The organism is Bacillus sp. ISL-45, from assembly GCF_018613195.1.
Classification (GTDB): Bacteria; Bacillota; Bacilli; order Bacillales; family Cytobacillaceae; genus Mesobacillus.
In genome coordinates, this window is record NZ_JAGGQQ010000001.1 from 108,911 (window position 1) to 127,796 (window position 18,886).

Here is an 18,886-nt window from a genome sequence, read left to right on the forward strand (position 1 = left end):
AACAACACTTCTTAGACATTTCGAAGTGTCTTGGGCGTCAAAATGTCTATTAAGAGGAGCTTCTTAGACATTTCGGAGAGTAAAGCACTCAAAAATGTCTATTAAACAGGGCTTCTTAGACATTTTGAAGAAAACGAGCTTCAAAATTGTCTATTAAGCAGGGCATTCCGAGGGTATCGGGCTTAAAATGAAAAACTTTCCTTGGCTAATAGTATTGACATATCATTATCTGAATATTAATATAGTTCTTGTTAATATATTTTACAATAATAAAATCGATGACGAGAACACGTCCTTTATGGAACCTGATCCCCAGAGAGCCGGTAATTTGCTGCAAGCCGGTGTTCAGATTATAGAGGAACATCATCTCTGAGATGCAAAGCTGAAACCAAGTTGCAGTAAGCTTTGCCGGCTGGTCCGCCGTTAAACGGAACACGTATGATGGTACGTTGATGAGAGCCGCATGTTTGTGCGGAATCAGGGTGGTAACGCGAGCGCAACTCGTCCCTAGTATTAGGGTCGAGTTTTTTGTTTTTCATTGTATAACATTCCGTTCAGAAGTTCCTATACTCTCAGTGCCAGAACATTATATTAGGAGGAGAAAAAGAATGGGAAGCTTAAGGGGTAAAGAAACACTCACAATCGGTCTTATGTTATTTGCATTATTTTTTGGAGCAGGGAATCTGATTTTCCCGCCGTTCCTGGGGCAGGAAGCAGGGGCGAATTTTTGGCCAGCCATGCTTGGTTTTGTTGTAACCGGAGTTGGACTGCCATTATTGACTGTTGTTGTCATTTCGATGGCTAAGGATGGTATAAAAGAAATCGGCTCTAAGGTACACCCAGTTTTTGCAATCGTTTTCAGCGCTGCAGTGTATTTATCGATCGGACCTTTCTTCGGAATTCCAAGGAGTGCCAATGTCGCTTTTGAAATGTCCGTTAAGCCGTTCCTTGGGGAATCCGGACTGAATTCCACAGCACTTTGGCTGTTTACACTAGTCTTTTTCGCACTCGTTTACTGGGTTACGTTAAACCCTTCAAAAATGGTCGAACGGATTGGAAGCACCCTGACGCCTGTTTTGCTTGCGGCGATCGTCCTGCTCGTGATTGGCAGCTTTTTCAAGCTGGAAGGTTCGTTTGGACAGGTATCTGAAAAATATACATCAGCTCCATTTGCTACGGGATTCCTGGAAGGGTACCTGACGATGGATACCATTGCTGCATTGGCCTTTGGTATCATTGTGGTTGGAGCTATCCAGCAGAAAAAAAAGCTGGAACGCAAGCAGGTTGTAAGGGAAACAATGAAAGCTGGCGTAATCGCTGGCATCGGATTAGCTTTTGTATATGTAACAGTCGGCCTTCTTGGTGCAAAAATAGCCTCTGTTGGTGAATACGAAAATGGCGGTGCCATTTTAACAGAATCAGCAAAGCTGATGTTCGGGGCGCCAGGCATGCTGCTGCTCGGTTTGATCGTAACGCTTGCCTGCTTCACAACGGCAGTTGGCCTTGTAGCCGCGACAAGCCAATTTTTCGCCAAAATGATGCCAAAGGTTCCTTATAAGACTTTCACACTCGTTGTGACAGTGTTCAGCTTATTGATCGCGAATCTTGGCCTCAACCAGATCATTTCGATTTCGGTACCAGTGTTGATCGTCCTTTATCCGATCACGATCGTCCTTGTCATCCTCTCCTTCCTTGACCGTTTCTTCAAGGGGGCACGCGGAGTCTATGTGGGAGCAGTTTTTGCAACAGCACTAGTGAGTGTAGTTGACGGTTTGAAGACATTCGGTGTTGAGTCAGAGGCACTCGGATCACTTCTAAAATCATTGCCGCTATATGCGGAGGGACTGGGCTGGCTGCTGCCTGCACTTGTTGGCGCACTTGCCGGCTGGGCCTGTGACAGGCTTGTTCCATCTAAAGAGTTAAAGGCGGCCTCAGAATAATAGGACTGAAATGGACCGGGCGTGAAGTATGCCCGGTCCATTATTTTTTATATGGAGAGTTCTTCCCACTCCGGCCTTAGGATTCCCATATTGATTCGGTCGTAAATTTTGCCATCACGATGGACCCCTTGCCTCACCCTGCCTTCGATTTGAAAGCCAGCTTTCTGGTAGGCACGGATTCCCCGCTCATTATATTCAATGACATCCAGGCCGACACGGTTCAGGTTTAGTTCATGAAAGGCATAGCGAAGAATCAGCTGCAGCGCTTCGGAACCATACCCTTTACCACGGTCATTGGCGTTGCCGATGCCCATTGCGAGCATTCCAGCCCGATTATTCCATTCGATGCTGTGGATGACGATAAATCCAATCAGCCTGTCATCCTCGATCGTCCGTAAGCGGAAGTAAAAGCTATTCGAACTCGGATCACCCTCACCTTCAAAATGTTCAACTGGGCGGGGAATCGCAATATCGGTGTCAACATTTCTCAAATACTCCGGGTCTTCATCCCAGGAAGCGATGATATCTATATCCCCTTCCCTTTTTGCTGTAAGCTTTAGCGTTTGGCCGCGAAAAAGATTCTTTGTCATTATTTTTTCTCCTATTTTAGTATTAATTTCACCTCTTCATCTGAAAAAACCAAGCTATATATACGCAATATACTATCCCCTTTAAGTTTGATATTTCCATCTTATGGTTTCCGCGCGTTTTAGGCAATAAAAATTATTGTAAGTTTTATGTTCGATGTATAAAGGTATAATCCAAACAAAATCTAAAGATAACAATTTTACAGGAGGCTGCTATGACACTAAATATCAAAATCTACTCTGATTACGTTTGACCATTTTGCTTTTTGGCGGAGTTTCCGCTAATGGAAGCGATAAAGGGTAAGGATGTCCGACTTGAATGGATGCCTTTTGAATTGAGACCCTATCCGAACAAAACACTGAAGCCTGAAGAACACTATCTGCAAAGCACCTGGAAGCAATCCGTCTACCCAATGGCTGAGCGGATGGGCATCGACATTGTCCTTCCGGATGTGTCTCCCCAGCCATATACGCATCTGGCATTCGAGGGCTATCAGTATGCGAAGGAGAAAGGAAAAGGAAATGAGTATAACGACCATATGCTCCGTGCTTTTTTCCAGAGAGGGCTGGATATTGGGGATGTCGAGGTATTGACGATGCTTGCTGAAGAGATCGGCCTGGATAAAACGGAGTATCGTGAAGCACTGGAAACAAGGAAATATAAAGAGGCACATCAGCAGGCTCTTCACCATGCATATAACGAGGTTGATATAACCGCTGTCCCCACCTTCATCATTGGTGACAGGGTCGTTCCGGGAATGAGGTCGAAAGAAGCGCTGGAACAAGTGATCCATTCAGAAATGGGAGACTCAGATGATGGTTTAGCATGCGGAGTGGATGGATGCTAATAGCAGAAAGAGGCAGCCACAAAGTGGTCTGCCTCTCTTTTAAAATCTAAAATGTATAAAATTCAACTTCGATAATTGTCCAGCTTCAGCGCCTAGCCACTCGAGTCGCTTGTCTAGTTTCGCCTCCTAGAAACTCCGAAACTTCAACTCCGCCGGCAGAAGCAAAAAGCGCTTCTTTGTGGAAGTCTCCAATTTCTCCGTTTCTGGGCAGTCGGCTATACATTTCGTTTTCGGTCTGCCCAATGAAGTCAAAGAGCGACTTCACTGGCCAGCCCTCCAGCACTTGTCAGGGCTGACCAAGGCGCTTACGCTTTTCTTACTATGCCCTTTTAAACGGCCACCAGTTTGCTTCGCCAAAGTTCTTTACCAGTACAGGGATGAACAACGGCAGCATGATGAATGCGTATAAGAACAATCCAACAAGAAGGATTGATGCGATTTGCAGCAGGGACATCATGCCTGATGGCATCATTGCCGCGAATGTTCCGCCGAGGATGACAGCAGCCGAAATGATGACTGTTCCCATCTTCTTCATCGACAGCAGCATGGCTTCAGAGATTGATAGATTCTTATATTCATTGAAACGGTCCATCAAGAAGATGCTGTAGTCGACTCCAAGGGCAACAAGGATGACAAAGGCGAAGAACGGTACTGCCCAGCTGATGCCTGAGTATCCAAGGATATCAACATAGATGACCTCGTTGACCGCCATCGCTGTATAATAGGTTAAAATCAGTGAGCCGATAATGTAGATTGGCATGATGATCGAGCGGAACAGGAACACCAGGATGATCCCGATCCCCAGCAGCATCAGGATGACCGTCCGCGAGTAATCCTGGCCGGACATCGTATCAAGGTCGGCGTTCGTGCTCGTGATGCCGCCAATTGCCAAATCTGCGTTCTCAAGCTTCGTCCCTTTCGTCGCTCGCTCAACTGCTTCCTCGATTTCAGCAACCTGAGCCATCGCTTCATTTGAATAAGGATTCGCTTCGAAAATAACGTCCATCGTCATGACTTTGCGGTCGTTTGACATATAAACATCGAATACCTGGGTGAATTCTTCACTCTCAAGTACATCAGCCGGCAAATAGAAGCCATTGGAATCCGATTCAGCCAGGCCATCCAGATACTCCTGTGCAGAGCCAAGGCCTTCAGATACCTGGTTCAACCCGTCCGTACTCTGGCTGAGACCATCTGTAAGTTGTTCAAGCTGGCCTCCCAGACCGCCAAATCCGGCAAGCAGCTGCTGCTGTCCGGCATTGATTCCGGTCAGGCCATTCGTCAGCCTAGGAAAGTTATCGACAATCTTTCCTTGCCCGTCAGCTAGCTGATTTAATCCTGACTGCTGCTCTTCGATTCCGTCGATGAGCTGCTGGAGGCCAGGACCGAAGTTTGCCTGCTGTGCCAGAGCTTCGGCAAAGGCTTGATTTGCTTTGGCCATCCCGCCGGTCAGCTGAGGCAATTGCTCATTAAGCTGCTCCAGGCCTGCTGAAGCTTTTGCCAGCTCACCTTCCAGATAGCCAATCTGGTCTTTGATTTGCTGATAGTTTTCGTCTGCTTGTAACGTTTGGTCTCTCTGTTCCAAATAACCAAAAAGCTCGCCATTGGCCTGTGAGATCCCGCCTGAGAGTTGGGCAATCCCATCTCCAGCCTTTTTGTAGCCGGCTTCCAGCTTTGCCAGACCTGTCTGCATCTCAACATATTTTCCCTGAAGGTCCTTATACCCAGCAAGCAATGCCTCGGCTCCCGCTTTAGCTTCTGCTAAGCCGGCCTGAATCTGGTCAGAACCAGCAGACCCCTTGCGGATGCCGTTTTCGATTTTTTCCAGGTTGGTCTGGATTTCACCAAGACCTGACTTAATTTCGGTCGTTCCATTGATTAACTGGTTGATGCCATCAGCTGTACTATCCAGTTCCGGAGCTGATTTGGACAGTTCAGATTCTGCTTCCTGAAGACCTTCGCTGATTTTATCCAGGCCTTCTTTGCCTTCTCCAAGTCCTGAACCGAGTGTTTCAGCCTGCTTGGATACGAAGAAGTCTTCGATTGGTTCGCCGGTTGGTCTTGTCACCGAGCGAACGGTGTCAACGAGGTCGACCTTTTCCAATTCAGTGCTGATTCTCTCAGCCAGCTCGATGTATTCTGCCGAATCCATTCTTTCGTCATTTTTCAAAATGACCTGGGTTGGCATTGATTCACCAGGCCCGAAGCTGTCGGCGATTGCGTTGAAGGCCTTGATTGAGTTTACATCCCCGCTGATTTCATCCAGTGAGTTATAGCTCAACTCCCCATCGTAGGAAAACAGGAATGGTACGCATACTGCCGCCACAATCAACAGGCTGAGGAATGGACGAGCCAGTGAGAAGCTGCCGACTGTTCCCCATAGCTTGCTTTCACCATGTTCAGCGCTTTGTTTTGAAGGCCAGAAAATCTTTTGTCCTAATACCGCCATAAAAAATGGGACAATAGTGAATAATCCGAGCAAGAGCATTGCGACACCAATCGCTACAGCTGCAGCGGACTGATATAAAATAAATTCTGAGAATCCTATAGCAGCGAATCCGATCATAACCGCTACACCGCTGAAAAAGACGGTACGTCCCGCGTTCTTGTATGTTGCGACAATCGCAGCCGGCACGCTTTCATTATGTGTCATCTCTTCCTTAAAGCGGCTGAGCAGCAAAATACAGTAATCCGTTCCAATCCCGAACAAGACGGCAACAAGGAAAATCTGCGTATAGTTTGAAAGCGGGAAATTTAATTGATCAACAAGCATTGCTACGATTGATTGTGAAACAAGATAGGCCATCCCGACTGTCAATAATGGAATGACAGGAGCGACGACAGACCTGAATACCAGCAAAAGCACTACGAGGATAAAGACGACTGTGATACCTTCAGTCTTTTTCAAACCTTCTTCAGAGCTTGTCATCAGGTCTTCATTGATGAGCCACTGACTTGTGTAATAGTGGTCGACTTCGATATCTTCAATCGTTTCATACAGAAGCTTGCTTACCTCCGCTGGTTCGCGGTCATTCCAATTGACCGTGACTGAGGTTAAGATCGATTTCCCATCGTCAGAAACAAGCTGTTCCTTAAGGCTTTCTTCATTGAAATGTGTCAGGATATCGGTAATCCCGATTTCTTCCCTGTTATCTTCAAGTGCGCGGATTGCTTTCTCCGCTTCCTTGATCTCGTCCTGAGTCAATTTCTTTTCGCTATGGAAGACGAGTGCGACCTGGGTATCATCCCCTCCGCCTTCCTGTTTCCTTACGTCGTCCATGATTTTGCCGGCCAATGTTGATGAGTACTCGTCAGGCACGGTAATCTGGCCTTTTTCCCGGACAAGTTCAGCCATATTCGGCGCAGCCATGAACAGGCCTGCAGCCACAAGAATCCACACAATAATGACAAACCATTTCTGCTTAATAATGAATTTCACGTTACTCCACCCTGCTCTTTCTTTCTGTTAAAATGTCATTCAGCTTGTCGTACGTCTTAAGGAACTGGACGATTTCATCCTGGTCGAATTTTTCAATAAAGGATCCTACTAGCGCCTGTATCCGCTCCTCCGTCTTCCGAAAAAGTTCATTTCCCTTGTCAGTCAAAGACAGGTATACCAGGCGCCTGTCATTTTCATCCCGTTCCCGCTGGATTAGCCCTTTTTCCCACAGCCGAGTAATGATCGCCGTGATCGCACTCTTTTTGACATCGAAAACTTCAGCCAGCTCGGAGGATGTGCAAGTGCCAACCTTATCGATATAACGCAAAGTATAATGCTGGTCATTCGTCAGGTCGGAACCTATTTCTTCCTTGATCAGTCCCTCGGCAATTTTGTTGACCGAAAAAGAAACATGGATATAATGGTCAACTAAATCCTTGATTGATTTATCACACATGTCTATATATTCACCCCGCTCTAAACTTATTCCATCGTTTAACTGTTCAACTGTTTAACTATTAACCTTTTTAACTTTAATCCTAATCACTTCCTATGTCAATAAGAAAGGCTCTTTTCTCAAACTTTGTTACTATTGAATACAAGCTAGGATTGAAATGACCTATTTTTCTTCACAAAGTTGACTCTTTTGTGAGAAAAGAGCATGCAAACTTAATACCGACCAGCAAAATGGCCTTCTATCACGTTAAAATCGGCTTTAGGATTTTAACAACAATCTTTACGAAAACAGCCCTAAGAAAACAAAAAGACTGCCCAGGTTTTCAGGCAGTCCAGCTATTTAAAATGTGTTATAAATATTTGCGCACTCTTCACCTGTTGGTTCATAAAAACAGTGAAGCTTAAACCGGCCGACATGCGGCTGATTGTACCATGTCGGCGGACAATCTCCTGAAGGCCGGAAATACCATAGGCTATATTTGGACGGCCATAGCCTCTCCCCTTTCAGCACACGCCTTGCGAGTCTCTTTTCAGCTTCTCTTGCACGTTGATAAAAATAACCCTTTTGCGTTGCCTCAAAAGCATGTTCCTGATAAATCATCTGCGGAACGGTCCTTAACCCCTTAAAATCAGAACAGTTCGCACGTATCCGGTTGATCCCTACATTTCCCACCATCAGCATTCCCTGCTGCCCTTCACCCTCAGCCTCTGCTCTTAACAATCGGGCCAACAGATCGACATCAGCCTCCGTATGCTTCACTACTGCCATGGCATAACCCCCACCGTTTTTTTGCCTCTGTTTCCTGTAAAAATCTTAATAGTGCCATTATTAAGCTTATTTGTTGATGGCTCGGGCTATAACGGATTTATTTATTTGTTTAAATCGGACTAGTCTTTGTCATATAAAAGAAAGCGGCAAAAATGTTAAGACTCGGGCGCGAGGAATCCATATGGCAATGCGAGAAAGATGACCTAGTGGATATCGTTCTCATGAGTGTAAATCCTGACGCACATTCGCGGGTCCAAATTTATCCCCTTTTTCGGACACCAGTACTTGTATGCACTAAGAAAGGGTTCTATTTACGATGGATAAGGTACCTATATAAGTCCCTATGAATATAATCTTTTGTAATTTAGGCAAATGTAAATGCATGGGTTTTTAAGATTCACTCTGCAGTGTCCATATAAAAATTCCAATCACTCAGATACCTGGAATTTAATCTAATAAACTGCTAGGGGGAGAGAACATATGAGAGTAAATATCTACCAAGGCCATCAGCATAATCTGCCGTTTTCTGATGCAAATATTGTTATCGATGTCATCAGGGCCTTCACTGTTGCACACCATGCCTTTCTTGGAGGGGCAAAGGAAATCCTCCTCGTTAATTCGGTTTCGGAAGCTGTGGCTTTAAAGGAAAAATACCCAAATTATTTTTTAGCCGGAGAAATCAAGGGACTGCCCATTGCTGGTTTCGACCTCGATAATTCTCCGAGACGAATCAGCGGTGAGGATGTCAGGGGAAGAACAATAGTCCAGAAGACGACAAATGGAGTAAGAGCACTTCTGAATGCTTTGAACGCAGAGAAAGTCTATGCGACAGGTTTTTCAAATGCAAGGAAAACAGCGGGGCATATTCTGAAAACTTGCAGGCAGGATGCCTTAATTAATATTATCGCCTCCCATCCTGACGGGGATGATGACCTCGCCTGCGCTGAATACATCAAGTCGATCATCGAGGATGATGCAACCCTCGCAGCAGAGGATGTTGTACAAAGGATAGTAAGCTGTGAGGCAGCCCGGAAATTTTTTGATCACGGACAGCCGGACTTTGACGCACGGGATCTCGATTATTGTACAAAAGAGCTTGATGAAGCCTTTGTAATGGTGGTGGATGATAAAAAGGGATTACCCAGAATTGTGAGGTTATATGATGATGAAACATTTTGGTTTAAAGCTCCCGGCGCGGCAGGAAAAGCCAAGGACCAGGGGATTGACAATCTTAATAGACAACGGTCTTCCTTGTAATTATTTTAAAGACACGATTAAAGGGGCAGGCCATTATATTGACTTTGTAAAATTCGGCTGGGGCACCTCAATCGTTTCTTTGAACCTTGAAGAGAAAATGACGTGCTTAAAGGAAAACGATGTTGACTATTTTTTCGGCGGCACCTTATTTGAGAAATTCCTGAGCCAGAACAAACTGGATGACTTTTACCGCTACTGTAAGATGTATGATTGTCGTTATATTGAGATTTCTAATGGGACGCTGCCGATCACCAATAGGGAAAAAGCTGGATATATTTCCGATTTCGCCGGAGAATTCAACATCTTCAGTGAAGTCGGGAGCAAAGACAGTATGATTTCAGGGAATTCCAGCTCACAGGAATGGATTGAATATATTCACGAAGACTTTGAAGCAGGGGCAGAGAAAGTGATCACGGAGGCGCGGGAAGGCGGAACGAGCGGCATATGCACCGGCAGCGGAGACATACGGTTCGATATCATCAAAGAGATCATTTCATCGGGACTGAACCTGGATCACCTTATTTTTGAAGCACCGAACAAGAAAATGCAAACATGCTTCCTCAGCTCGGCCGGTCCACAGGTCAATCTTGCAAATATCCCATTCGCGGATGCCATAGCTCTGGAAACACTGAGGCTGGGCTTGCGCTCAGACACTTTTCATAATTATCAGGAGGAACGGGTATGAGAGATACGGACAAAGTGTTTCATCTTGCTATCCCGTGCAAGGAGCTTGATGAAACAGTGGATTTTTACGAACGGCTTGGCTGTAAATTGGCAAGAAGATATCATGACAGGGTGACATTTGATTTTTTCGGTGACCAGGTTGTCTGTCATTTGAATCCGGAAAAAATAGACCCTGAGCCCCGAATGTATCCCCGCCATTTTGGCATTACCTTTATTAAAAAGCAGGAATTCGACCTTGCCCATGAATATGCAGTCGAAAATAAACTGACGTTTTTCCAGGAACTGATGGTCCGCTTTCCAGGAAAGAAAGAAGAGCATGTAACCTTCTTCCTGATAGACCCGGCTAATAATTTATTGGAATTCAAATATTACCATGATCCAGCGATGGTTTATTAACAGATTCGGAGCCCTTTTCCGGGGCTCTTTTATTTGGTTGTTTTTTCTAAGAGCAGGGTTGATGTTTCTATATATACATAGCGGGTAAATCTATAGTACCTTTTCCAAGGTAAACTAAAGAAAAGTGAGGGATTATTATGGCACGGGACAACAAAAACAACAATGATAATATGGAACAAGAAGAATATTTTAAAGACCGCGCAGGTACAGATGAAGCAAGATTCCATGCAGTTCCTCATGATGAAGAAGGATGGGCCGTCAAGAAAGAAGGCGAGGACGATCCACAATTTACGGCCGATTCAAAATCTGAGGCTGCAGATGAAGCAAAACGCCTGGCAGAAGAAGCGGGAACCATGGCTTACATCCATGATGAGGATGGGAAGATTGAGGAACAATTCAACTACAGCAACTAAACCAACATGAAGAAGCCTTGCAGCAAAAAGCGGCAAGGTTTCTTACTATCTATTAAGCTTTCAATACATCATGATCTACATAACGCTCGCCGTTCAGCTCACTGATGACGTTGATGGCGACCTTTGCGCCGTCTCCAGCTGTGATGATAGTGTGCATGCTGACACCTGCGCATGTACCTGCAGCCCAAACGCCTTCAACATTAGTTTTTCCGGCAGCATCTACGTCAAAGATCGTCTTGATTCTTGGCTCTGTGCCATCCTTTGTTGCAAGACCTGATGCTTCAGCCACATCCGTCATCATCCCTGATGCGATGATCACATGCTTGACTTCATACTCGCCGTTTTCAGTTACGACTTTAACGCCGCTGTCTGTTTTGCTGACAGAAGTCACTGTCGTTTCGACGAACTCAGCACCAAATTTCTTCGCTTGCTTGATGCCAGTTTCTACTAAATCAGGACCTGCAATTTCAGGAGCACCATAGTGGTTCTCCATCCAGGCACGCTTCGTTACGCTTTTATTATTGTCCAGCACGATTGTTTTTTTGCCAGCCTTTGCCGCGAAAATCGCTGCGCTTCCGCCTGCAGGGCCTGCTCCAATAATTGCTATATCATACATAGGAAAAATCCTCCTTTTCTCTATTTCATTATAATCATAACAGATTTCTTTCTGTAAGCGAAAGTTTTAGAACTAGGAGTTTTGGCATAAAAACACAGCAGAAGATCAAAAAGCTTTTTCATAACAAGGCAAAAAAACAGCCAAACACCTGGCTGATTCTTTGATTGCTTTTCTAAGTTGTCTGCTGGTACAAAAGCGCCTGGGCAATCCCGACAAAGTATTCTGATTCCCGGATCATGTGGTCCAGTACCACTTTGGCGGTTGGGTTACTTCTCACTGCTTCACTTGGCGGGTCTCCCCTAATACCTTTTCCCATTCTTTCAGTGCGCTCACATATTCCTGTTCCAAATCAGGGTCAACTCCCTGATCACTACAGTATGCTCATCCTCCTGATGCTTCCAAAACTCAGCTTCATTCAATATCCGCAAGGGCATCTGCTCGCCGTAATAAAACTGCATGATCCCACCCTCCTCAAAACGGTAATCGTATGAAATGTATGTTTTTCTAACCATATATACGCCAGTTGAGAATATGTTAAAGTAAGAGTGTAATATGGAAAAATTGAACTATTACACGATTGGAGGAGGGCTTTATGAGGGAACTTTTTGAGCCAGGTACAGAAACTGTCTTTCAGCTATTTTCCAGTGTTCACCTGTATACACTTGCGGCTTTCCTGCTTATGGTCATCCTGCTCTTCTTGTTTCGTAAAACGCTGAGGGATCCTCGTGTCAACAGTACTGCACGGGTTGGATTATTTCTTGTGCTGATCATTTCTGAAATCAGCCTGCAGGCATGGCTTTGGTGGAGCGGCCATTGGAGTTACCAATACTCGCTGCCCCTTCATCTGAGCAGTATTTCTCTCATCCTCTCCGCCCTTTTACTTTTAACAAGAAGATATGCACTATTTGAATTCACCTATTTTGTCGGTGTCGGCAGCGCGCTGCAGGCAATGATCACGCCGGACATCAGCCTGTACACCTTCCCACACTACCGCTATGTCCATTTCTTCATTTCACATGGCGGAACGGTAATCGCCAATCTGTTCATGGTGTTTGTCGCAGGATACAGGCCGACCGGGAAGTCCATATGGAAAGCGTTTCTCTGGCTGAACGTCTATACTCTGATCGTATTCATCGTCAATTTCCTGATCGAAGGAAACTATATGTACATTTCTGAAAAACCCATCAATCCGTCGCTCATTGACTATCTCGGACCATGGCCTTGGTATATTCTTTCGCTGGAAGCCATTGCGCTTGTTACTTTTTTCATTTTGTATTTGCCGTTCTGGCTAGCTGGTCTTCTCAAAAAAACTGAACACCAATAAAATGAAAAGCACAACTTTGAAGTTGTGCTCTTCATTTTGGGCAGGCTTTAAATTGATAGGGTTGCCATCACCGGCAGATGGTCTGAAGCGATTGGCTCTGTATCAATAACACGGGCATCATTTATTTTTAACTCTTCAGTTACAAAAATATAATCAAGCCTCAATCTTGGTTTTGTTGAAGGATAAGTAAGCCCAGGTTCTCCTCCGGCTTCTTTCCAAACATCCCGGTAATTCGCTGTTACTCTTCCCCACTTTCTGCTGTGTGGTTTCATGTTCCAGTCGCCTAAAATTATCGCCGGGCTTTTTGCTTTTTCAAAAATAAACTGACTTTGTTTTTTATGAAGGCCGGGATTTAAGCTTAAGTGGGTTACGTAGGTGCCAAGCAGTTTCTTGTTAACTTCAATAGTTGTTTCAAGTACTGACCTGCCCTCGATGAGTCCAGGAATAAAGTTAAGCAAATAATTTTTGCTCGAAAGGATCGGAAAGCGGGAAAGAAGTCCATTCCCGTATTGTCTGATGCCATCTGCCTTTTTTGATGTTAAAGATATAGATGGACTAAAAGCGTAATGCAGTTTCAATTCATCTCCAAGGAATTGTACTTGATCGATAAAATCACTCCGGCTTGAGTAATTTTTATCAACTTCATTCAGTCCGATTATATCTGCGCCACTTTTCGAAATAACGTCAGCAATTCTGTTTAAATCCACCTTTTTATCCATCCCTTTTCCATGATGGATATTGTATGTCATTACTTTAATTTTCACTTTGCGCCTCCGGATTTCTTTAATTCTGGACTTTCCAGAATCCTCATTACCCACTCTTTAAAATCCATTATTCGTTCGTGTTGAGGCTCTTGTTCTGTACCTGCCACAATCACCGGGAAAAATGTATCCTGCTTATGGAGCGACCCGTGGGCGGCACCGCCAACATGTGTTGGAGACTCTTCGCCAACAAATTCATAACCAGGCTTAGCGTTAACAACCATATAAATGCCTGAATGAGAGTAAAAGGAGCTGTATAACCTTGCCAGACCATCTGGATAATCGTTGTATTCTATTTGGTTTTTCCCATTTGCCTCAAGATCCAAAATGTCAAAGTTGCCTTCAATACACCAAGTCTTCCCGTATTGGTCAGCAAAGTCTCCGTTTGGTTTAAATAAGAGATACCCACTGTGATCTCCCGATATAACTTTTACACTCTCCCCTTGTTTCCAGGCAATCTGGTCAATCCGTCTGTCTTTACTGAGAATACTCGATAAATCATCTATTTTAATGTTCTGGTCCAGAAGATAAATGAAGGTCATTCGCTCATTTAATCCCAGGACGATCTGGTCTTTTTCTTTAACCGGCCCGTCGATCTTATGGATACGGTATTCTTTAAGCAGCACCCTTAAATCGATTAATGCTTGCTCCTTATCGTTCTTTAAATCGGTTTGCCCGCTGTCTCCCATGATGATCCAGGCCGTATCATTTAACGCCTCTTCCCATGCAGGATAGGTATTCAGGATCTCTTGCAGCTGCTTGTCCGCATCTTCGATTCCTTTCGTGACGGAGACGCCTTTCTTATGGACCTGTTTATCGTTATCCGAAAAATAAACCAGCGAATAGGATGGAAGCCGATTATGCTTGATCAAATACTTCAGTTCCTGTGCGGCAAATTGATCATTAAAGCCAAACCCTTGCCACAAATGTGTATGTGGATTTTTCGGGTCCAGCTTTGATAATAGACCATAGGAAAAATATTCAGGCCCTTTAATAGATGCGTCTTCTTCAACAAGACCAGGCCAGCTTAACCCTCTTGGCACAGATAAAGGCTTGCTGTGCCCTCCGCGGTATACAAGAGTATTTATGGAAGCTGACTGCCCTTTCAGTTCCTCATGGATTGTTTTAACGGCAGGGCTCAAATGGCGGTGGTTCAGCTGGAAAAGACTATTCTCTAAAACTTGTTTCACTCCAAGTTTCCTGATTTCCTTTTGGGCACTTCCATAACTGATGAAACGCTTCTCGTTTGAATCATACCAGACGAGAGCCGGAACTTTATGCTGATCTGCATAGGTTCCTGTCAATAAGGTGCTATCTATAACAACAGACATCGTTGGAAAGGCACTTACCATTTCGGGATAATATTTGCCATGATTGATTAAAAACCGTAAGGCAGACACCTTATCTTCCTCAAGACTCGACTGCAGAGGCTGGTCCATCAAGGAATCGACTACAATCATCACTACCCGTTTTGAAGGAGGGGGATTCTGCTGTTGCTGCTGAAGCTGGCTGGGAGGGTTATTAGGAGATTTTATTAACATAATATAGGCTATAACTGTAATGATGATCAATAAGAGTAAAGGAATTAAAAACTTCATCAATGATTTATTCACCCCTGCTTAATACATTCAATGTAATTTAGAATGCCCATCGAAAGCCACTTTTATTGAAGGGCATTTAAAAAGCGTCTCCACTTAATTGGAAACGCATTGACCTTTGTTTATTCGTTTTTTTCTTTTAAATGATATTGTTTATACCAGTTAACAAACTTGCTTAACCCCGTCTCCAATGAGGTTTGAGGAGTGAAGCCGCTCACCTGGTGTAAGTCGTCAATACTTGCGTATGTCTCCTTGACATCTCCTGGCTGCATCGGCAGGAATTCCATTTTTGCTTTTTTGCCGATCAGCTTCTCCAATATTTGAATAAAGTCCGTTAACTTAACCGGGCGATTGTTGCCTATATTATAAATTTTATAGGGTGCATAGCTTGAGCCCGGTTCAGGATGCTCTGGATCCCATTCGGGATTCGGGGATGGAGGGCGATGAAGAAGACCAATGATCCCTTCCACTATATCATCAATATAAGTGAAGTCTCTTTTCATATCACCATGGTTAAATACTTTGATTTTGTTACCCTCTGTAATGTCTTTTGTAAAGCTGTAATATGCCATATCCGGACGTCCCCATGGGCCAAACACGGTAAAGAACCGAAGTCCGGTGGCTGGAACATTGAATAAGTGGCTATACGTATGTGCCATTAATTCATTCGCTTTTTTGGAGGCCGCATACATACTAACGGGATGGTCAACCGGGTCTGATGTGGAAAACGGAACCTTTCCATTCGCTCCATAAACAGAACTTGAAGAGGCAAATATTAGATGCTTTATATGATAATCCCTGCAAGCCTCTAAAATATTCAGGAACCCGCTGATATTAGAGTGGACATATGAATGCGGGTGGCTGATGCTATAGCGTACTCCTGCCTGTGCGGCTAAGTTTATCACTATACCAATTTCGTGTTTCTCAAAAACAGCATTGACCGATTCGGAATCTGCTAAATCAATTTTATAAAACCGGAAACCCTGCATTTTTCGCAAAATTTCTAACCGGTCTTCCTTTAAGCGGACATCATAATAGTCATTTAGATTGTCTGCCCCAATCACCTCATAGCCTTCAGCTAATAACCGACAGGCAAGATGGAAGCCAATAAACCCTGCAGCCCCGGTTACTAATATCTTCATTTCCGCTGGCCCTTTTCTTTTTTACTAATCTTTTTAACCTCTTTCGCCGCCTCTTCTTTTGAAAGGGGTATTGGCCTACTTGTCCATTCTGTATAGATTTGGGGGTTAATCACTTTGACTTGATCTAGAAAAGAATCGAGGAATTTCCGGTCATGCAGGTTTCTGAATAATTCAAGCGGACGTTCTTGTTTTTTAGAAAATGAATATACATGGTCGATTAACTTGAACCCCTGGCCCGTGACAAATATATGTCTTAAAGGTGCATCGATTTTCTCAAAGCCTGAATTCCTCATGGATTCCAGTATCTCCAGGAGATTGACCGTGACTTCTTCCGGCAGTGTTGATTGCTTCTTTAAAAACGTATTTAAATCCGGTCCCTGCAAGTATTCCATTAAAATATAATTAGGACCCGTTTCATAGACTTTAGGGATAAAAGAGAGGTGCTGGCTTGATAGTAAAACCTCCCTTTCTTTAAGAAAGTGGCTCTGTTTTGGATAAATTTTTACACATTTTTCTTCATCAACCCGATAGACTGCACCCTGACGCCCTTGGCCAATCAGATTATGTGTTAAATTTTCAAAATTCGCTTCAGCGTCAGCAGCAGACCTCTTATAATCCACCTGATTTTCCATTATAAACACCATCCATTTATTATATAGACCCGGGTCCAGATTTTTTACATGTTCCAAAAATGAATCCTGCAGTAAAATCCCCTTCAAGTCATTGAGTAAGGTAAGCGGAACAGGAGGATTTTCCTTGGTCGCTTTAATAGGACTGATCCATTTTAACTTTTCATTCCCGAGGACAAAAATATGCTTCAGCGGGTCACTGCCCATCATTAATTTTGCTTTTTTCATGCCCTTTATGATTGCCAGAAGCTCTTTCGCAATGGTTTCAGGAAGATACGTACAGTTCCTCAGGTAATTCTTTAAGGTTGGTCCATCAAAAAATTCCCTGATGATATAATTCGTCCCGACCTTATATAACTTTGGTATAGAGGGTAGCTTTTGCGCTGCAGCAAGGCCGTCTGCCTCTAGCTTAAGCTGTTCCATGCTGGTACTGATTTTTAAACATTGCTCATTGGATATTTTAAAAATGACACTTTCGGGACCCCTGCTAACAATTGGATAGTCCTTACTGGCCTCAATTTCAATACTTTCGGCACTTTGATTTAAATTAATAGATTCAAAAAACTGCATGCTCTTCCTCCTAACAGTTCATCATAATACTTTGCTTGTAAATGAAGCTGCTTCTTTTCATCAAAAAGCTGTTCAACTTTCTTTCTTGCGGCAATTGTATAATCCCGCAACAATGCCTTATGGCTTAACATAAATTCAAGTCCCGCCGCAAGCTCCTCAACATTGTTTTCTTCAACCAGATATCCTTCCTGTTTATGAGTGATCAATTCAGGAATGCCTGCATGATAAGTCGAGATGACAGGTACACCAAGGGCCATTGCTTCTTTTAGCGTGTTCGGTATGCCTTCGAGATCACCATTCGATGCTTCCAGACTGGCTGCACAAAACAAATCAGCATTCGCCATACGTTTCCGGACTTCATCTTTATGAAGATGATTCAACAACCGGAATGAATCTCCCAAATTAAGTTGAGCCGCCAACGATTCAAGCTGGTCCTTCAGTTCCCCCCTGCCGATTATCGTCAAGGTGGCCTGAGGGAATCTATCCTTTATTTTCCGGAATGCTTTCATTAACACATCATGGCCCTTTTTTTCTACTAATCTTCCTACAGACAGAATATCCTGCGCCCCATCCGCAGCTGGAGCCCTGTAATGGTATTTGGTTAAATCAACACCACCGTAAAGCACTTTGACTTTTTCAGGAGGACAGCCCCAGGAAATAATCCGGTCAGCCAAGTATTGGCACACAGGATAAAAATGGTCACCCTTGTCAAAGAGCAATTTCAGATTATCCAAATAACCAACAGGCTGTCCGCCTAACGTCGCATCCCTGCCACGGATGCTGGTCACCAAAGGAAGCTTTGTCTTCTCTTTGAACGGCAGCAATAAAGCTCCTAATTGCCCATGATGGGCATGCAGCAAGGAGACATTATGTTTCTTTACAAACTCTTTTGGATCCAAAATTTCACTAAGGTAATAGACTCTATCATTCAACAATGACAAATCCGTCATATATTTGGGCTGGCGCACTAAATGAATATAATCATATCCGGGGACATGACGTATCTGTGGGATATATTGCGTGGGATCAAGGCGTAAATTCAAATGCATAGCTGTCGGCAAATCCATCTTCTCCTTTCAACTGAATATGCATGTTAGTGTAAATTATGCAAAAATCGAAAAGAGGACATGGACAGACCGGCAAGAATTTATTTAGGGTTGGGGGATTTTGTTTATTTTTGGGTTAAAAGATCGAAACAGTAAAAAAGTCAGTATGAACAGTGATCATTAACGCAAAAGTGCATCATCATTTTCTGCTAGTTAAAGATTTAGCAGGCAGCTCGGTATAATTAGTTCTCTAACAAAGGCTCTTTTCTCAAACTTTGTTGAAAATAGCTCTAACAAAAGGCTCTTTTCTCAAACTTTGTTGCTATTGACTACAAAAAAGGATTGAATTGCCTATTTTTCTTCCCAAAGTTGACTCTTTTGTGAGAAAAGAGCAGGCAAACTTAATACCGA

18 protein-coding genes, 1 pseudogene and 1 other annotated feature are annotated in these 18,886 nt (G+C 43.8%); of the genes and pseudogenes, 7 read left to right on the plus strand and 12 right to left on the minus strand.

Annotated features, from left to right (window positions below; genetic code table 11):
- Positions 1–269: 269 nt before the first annotated feature.
- Positions 270–512: a binding site (T-box leader), on the plus strand.
- Between the two features lie 96 nt (positions 513–608).
- The gene (gene brnQ / locus J7E35_RS00595; RefSeq protein WP_214776274.1) at positions 609–1,940 is read left to right on the plus strand and encodes a branched-chain amino acid transport system II carrier protein; all 1,332 of its coding nucleotides are present in this window, start codon (positions 609–611) and stop codon (positions 1,938–1,940) included.
- 47 nt (positions 1,941–1,987) lie between these two features.
- Here brnQ and J7E35_RS00600 read toward each other — a convergent pair whose 3' ends face one another.
- The gene (locus tag J7E35_RS00600; protein WP_214776275.1) at positions 1,988–2,530 is read right to left on the minus strand and encodes a GNAT family N-acetyltransferase; all 543 of its coding nucleotides are present in this window, start codon (positions 2,528–2,530) and stop codon (positions 1,988–1,990) included.
- Between the two features lie 212 nt (positions 2,531–2,742).
- On the opposite strand from J7E35_RS00600, the gene J7E35_RS00605 reads away from it, so the two are divergent.
- Complete coding sequence (locus tag J7E35_RS00605; protein WP_214776276.1) at positions 2,743–3,375, plus strand: DsbA family oxidoreductase; 633 nt, start codon at positions 2,743–2,745, stop codon at positions 3,373–3,375.
- An 85-nt stretch (positions 3,376–3,460) separates the two neighbouring features.
- Here the strand turns inward: J7E35_RS00605 and J7E35_RS00610 are convergent, their stop codons facing one another.
- The 4 genes from J7E35_RS00610 to J7E35_RS00625 all read right to left on the minus strand — a co-directional run bounded on the left by J7E35_RS00610 (position 3,461) and on the right by J7E35_RS00625 (position 8,039).
- The gene (locus J7E35_RS00610) at positions 3,461–3,640 is read right to left on the minus strand and encodes a hypothetical protein (RefSeq protein WP_214776277.1); all 180 of its coding nucleotides are present in this window, start codon (positions 3,638–3,640) and stop codon (positions 3,461–3,463) included.
- Between the two features lie 54 nt (positions 3,641–3,694).
- On the minus strand, positions 3,695–6,814 hold the full coding sequence (locus J7E35_RS00615) for an MMPL family transporter (protein WP_214776278.1): 3,120 nt from the start codon (positions 6,812–6,814) through the stop codon (positions 3,695–3,697).
- A 1-nt stretch (position 6,815) separates the two neighbouring features.
- The gene (locus tag J7E35_RS00620) at positions 6,816–7,271 is read right to left on the minus strand and encodes a MarR family winged helix-turn-helix transcriptional regulator (RefSeq protein WP_214776279.1); all 456 of its coding nucleotides are present in this window, start codon (positions 7,269–7,271) and stop codon (positions 6,816–6,818) included.
- 339 nt (positions 7,272–7,610) lie between these two features.
- Positions 7,611–8,039 carry a cell wall hydrolase gene (locus J7E35_RS00625; protein WP_214776280.1) on the minus strand — a complete coding sequence of 143 codons (429 nt, stop codon included), beginning with the start codon at positions 8,037–8,039 and terminating at the stop codon, positions 7,611–7,613.
- Positions 8,040–8,519: 480 nt separating this feature from the next.
- Between J7E35_RS00625 and J7E35_RS00630 the strand changes: the two genes are divergently transcribed.
- The 4 genes from J7E35_RS00630 to J7E35_RS00645 all read left to right on the plus strand — a co-directional run bounded on the left by J7E35_RS00630 (position 8,520) and on the right by J7E35_RS00645 (position 10,789).
- Entirely contained in the window at positions 8,520–9,296 is a 777-nt protein-coding gene (locus J7E35_RS00630) for a 2-phosphosulfolactate phosphatase (RefSeq protein WP_214776281.1), read from the plus strand.
- Positions 9,205–9,981 carry a phosphosulfolactate synthase gene (locus tag J7E35_RS00635; protein WP_214776390.1) on the plus strand — a complete coding sequence of 259 codons (777 nt, stop codon included), beginning with the start codon at positions 9,205–9,207 and terminating at the stop codon, positions 9,979–9,981. The genes J7E35_RS00630 and J7E35_RS00635 overlap by 92 nt, the downstream gene beginning before the upstream one ends.
- On the plus strand, positions 9,978–10,376 hold the full coding sequence (locus tag J7E35_RS00640; protein ID WP_214776282.1) for a VOC family protein: 399 nt from the start codon (positions 9,978–9,980) through the stop codon (positions 10,374–10,376). Before J7E35_RS00635 ends, J7E35_RS00640 begins: the two co-directional genes overlap by 4 nt.
- A gap of 137 nt (positions 10,377–10,513) precedes the next feature.
- Complete coding sequence (locus J7E35_RS00645; protein ID WP_214776283.1) at positions 10,514–10,789, plus strand: DUF2188 domain-containing protein; 276 nt, start codon at positions 10,514–10,516, stop codon at positions 10,787–10,789.
- Positions 10,790–10,841: 52 nt separating this feature from the next.
- Here the strand turns inward: J7E35_RS00645 and J7E35_RS00650 are convergent, their stop codons facing one another.
- On the minus strand, positions 10,842–11,405 hold the full coding sequence (locus tag J7E35_RS00650) for an FAD-dependent oxidoreductase (RefSeq protein ID WP_214776284.1): 564 nt from the start codon (positions 11,403–11,405) through the stop codon (positions 10,842–10,844).
- A 172-nt stretch (positions 11,406–11,577) separates the two neighbouring features.
- Positions 11,578–11,863: pseudogene (locus J7E35_RS00655) on the minus strand (DUF2935 domain-containing protein).
- Positions 11,864–11,997: 134 nt separating this feature from the next.
- Here J7E35_RS00655 and J7E35_RS00660 point away from each other — a divergent pair.
- Positions 11,998–12,729 carry a YwaF family protein gene (locus tag J7E35_RS00660; RefSeq protein WP_214776285.1) on the plus strand — a complete coding sequence of 244 codons (732 nt, stop codon included), beginning with the start codon at positions 11,998–12,000 and terminating at the stop codon, positions 12,727–12,729.
- A 47-nt stretch (positions 12,730–12,776) separates the two neighbouring features.
- On the opposite strand, the gene J7E35_RS00665 is transcribed toward J7E35_RS00660, so the two are convergent.
- From J7E35_RS00665 to J7E35_RS00685, 5 genes are all read right to left on the minus strand, one after another.
- The gene (locus J7E35_RS00665; protein ID WP_214776286.1) at positions 12,777–13,493 is read right to left on the minus strand and encodes an endonuclease/exonuclease/phosphatase family protein; all 717 of its coding nucleotides are present in this window, start codon (positions 13,491–13,493) and stop codon (positions 12,777–12,779) included.
- Positions 13,490–15,088 (minus strand): alkaline phosphatase family protein, encoded by a 1,599-nt coding sequence (locus J7E35_RS00670; protein ID WP_214776287.1) that lies wholly within the window; start codon positions 15,086–15,088, stop codon positions 13,490–13,492. Before J7E35_RS00670 ends, J7E35_RS00665 begins: the two co-directional genes overlap by 4 nt.
- Before the next feature lie 122 nt (positions 15,089–15,210).
- The gene (locus J7E35_RS00675; RefSeq protein WP_214776288.1) at positions 15,211–16,230 is read right to left on the minus strand and encodes an NAD-dependent epimerase; all 1,020 of its coding nucleotides are present in this window, start codon (positions 16,228–16,230) and stop codon (positions 15,211–15,213) included.
- Positions 16,227–17,429, minus strand: coding sequence for a hypothetical protein (locus J7E35_RS00680; RefSeq protein ID WP_214776289.1), 1,203 nt, complete (start codon positions 17,427–17,429; stop codon positions 16,227–16,229). The genes J7E35_RS00675 and J7E35_RS00680 overlap by 4 nt, the downstream gene beginning before the upstream one ends.
- Positions 17,402–18,379: a glycosyltransferase gene (locus J7E35_RS00685; protein WP_251040685.1), complete on the minus strand. Its 978-nt coding sequence runs from the start codon at positions 18,377–18,379 to the stop codon at positions 17,402–17,404. Before J7E35_RS00685 ends, J7E35_RS00680 begins: the two co-directional genes overlap by 28 nt.
- Positions 18,380–18,886 lie beyond the last annotated feature (507 nt).

Excerpts from the sequence above, each read along its gene's own strand:
- brnQ (WP_214776274.1), top strand. The coding sequence starts at position 609 with ATGGGAAGCTTAAGGGGTAAAGAAACACTCACAATCGGTCTTATGTTA.
- J7E35_RS00600 (WP_214776275.1), bottom strand. The coding sequence starts at position 2,530 with ATGACAAAGAATCTTTTTCGCGGCCAAACGCTAAAGCTTACAGCAAAA.
- J7E35_RS00620 (WP_214776279.1), bottom strand. The coding sequence starts at position 7,271 with ATGTGTGATAAATCAATCAAGGATTTAGTTGACCATTATATCCATGTT.
- J7E35_RS00625 (WP_214776280.1), bottom strand. The coding sequence starts at position 8,039 with ATGGCAGTAGTGAAGCATACGGAGGCTGATGTCGATCTGTTGGCCCGA.
- J7E35_RS00630 (WP_214776281.1), top strand. The coding sequence starts at position 8,520 with ATGAGAGTAAATATCTACCAAGGCCATCAGCATAATCTGCCGTTTTCT.
- J7E35_RS00635 (WP_214776390.1), top strand. The coding sequence starts at position 9,205 with ATGAAACATTTTGGTTTAAAGCTCCCGGCGCGGCAGGAAAAGCCAAGG.
- J7E35_RS00640 (WP_214776282.1), top strand. The coding sequence starts at position 9,978 with ATGAGAGATACGGACAAAGTGTTTCATCTTGCTATCCCGTGCAAGGAG.
- J7E35_RS00645 (WP_214776283.1), top strand. The coding sequence starts at position 10,514 with ATGGCACGGGACAACAAAAACAACAATGATAATATGGAACAAGAAGAA.
- J7E35_RS00650 (WP_214776284.1), bottom strand. The coding sequence starts at position 11,405 with ATGTATGATATAGCAATTATTGGAGCAGGCCCTGCAGGCGGAAGCGCA.
- J7E35_RS00660 (WP_214776285.1), top strand. The coding sequence starts at position 11,998 with ATGAGGGAACTTTTTGAGCCAGGTACAGAAACTGTCTTTCAGCTATTT.
- J7E35_RS00670 (WP_214776287.1), bottom strand. The coding sequence starts at position 15,088 with ATGAAGTTTTTAATTCCTTTACTCTTATTGATCATCATTACAGTTATA.
- J7E35_RS00675 (WP_214776288.1), bottom strand. The coding sequence starts at position 16,230 with ATGAAGATATTAGTAACCGGGGCTGCAGGGTTTATTGGCTTCCATCTT.
- J7E35_RS00680 (WP_214776289.1), bottom strand. The coding sequence starts at position 17,429 with ATGCAGTTTTTTGAATCTATTAATTTAAATCAAAGTGCCGAAAGTATT.
- J7E35_RS00685 (WP_251040685.1), bottom strand. The coding sequence starts at position 18,379 with ATGACGGATTTGTCATTGTTGAATGATAGAGTCTATTACCTTAGTGAA.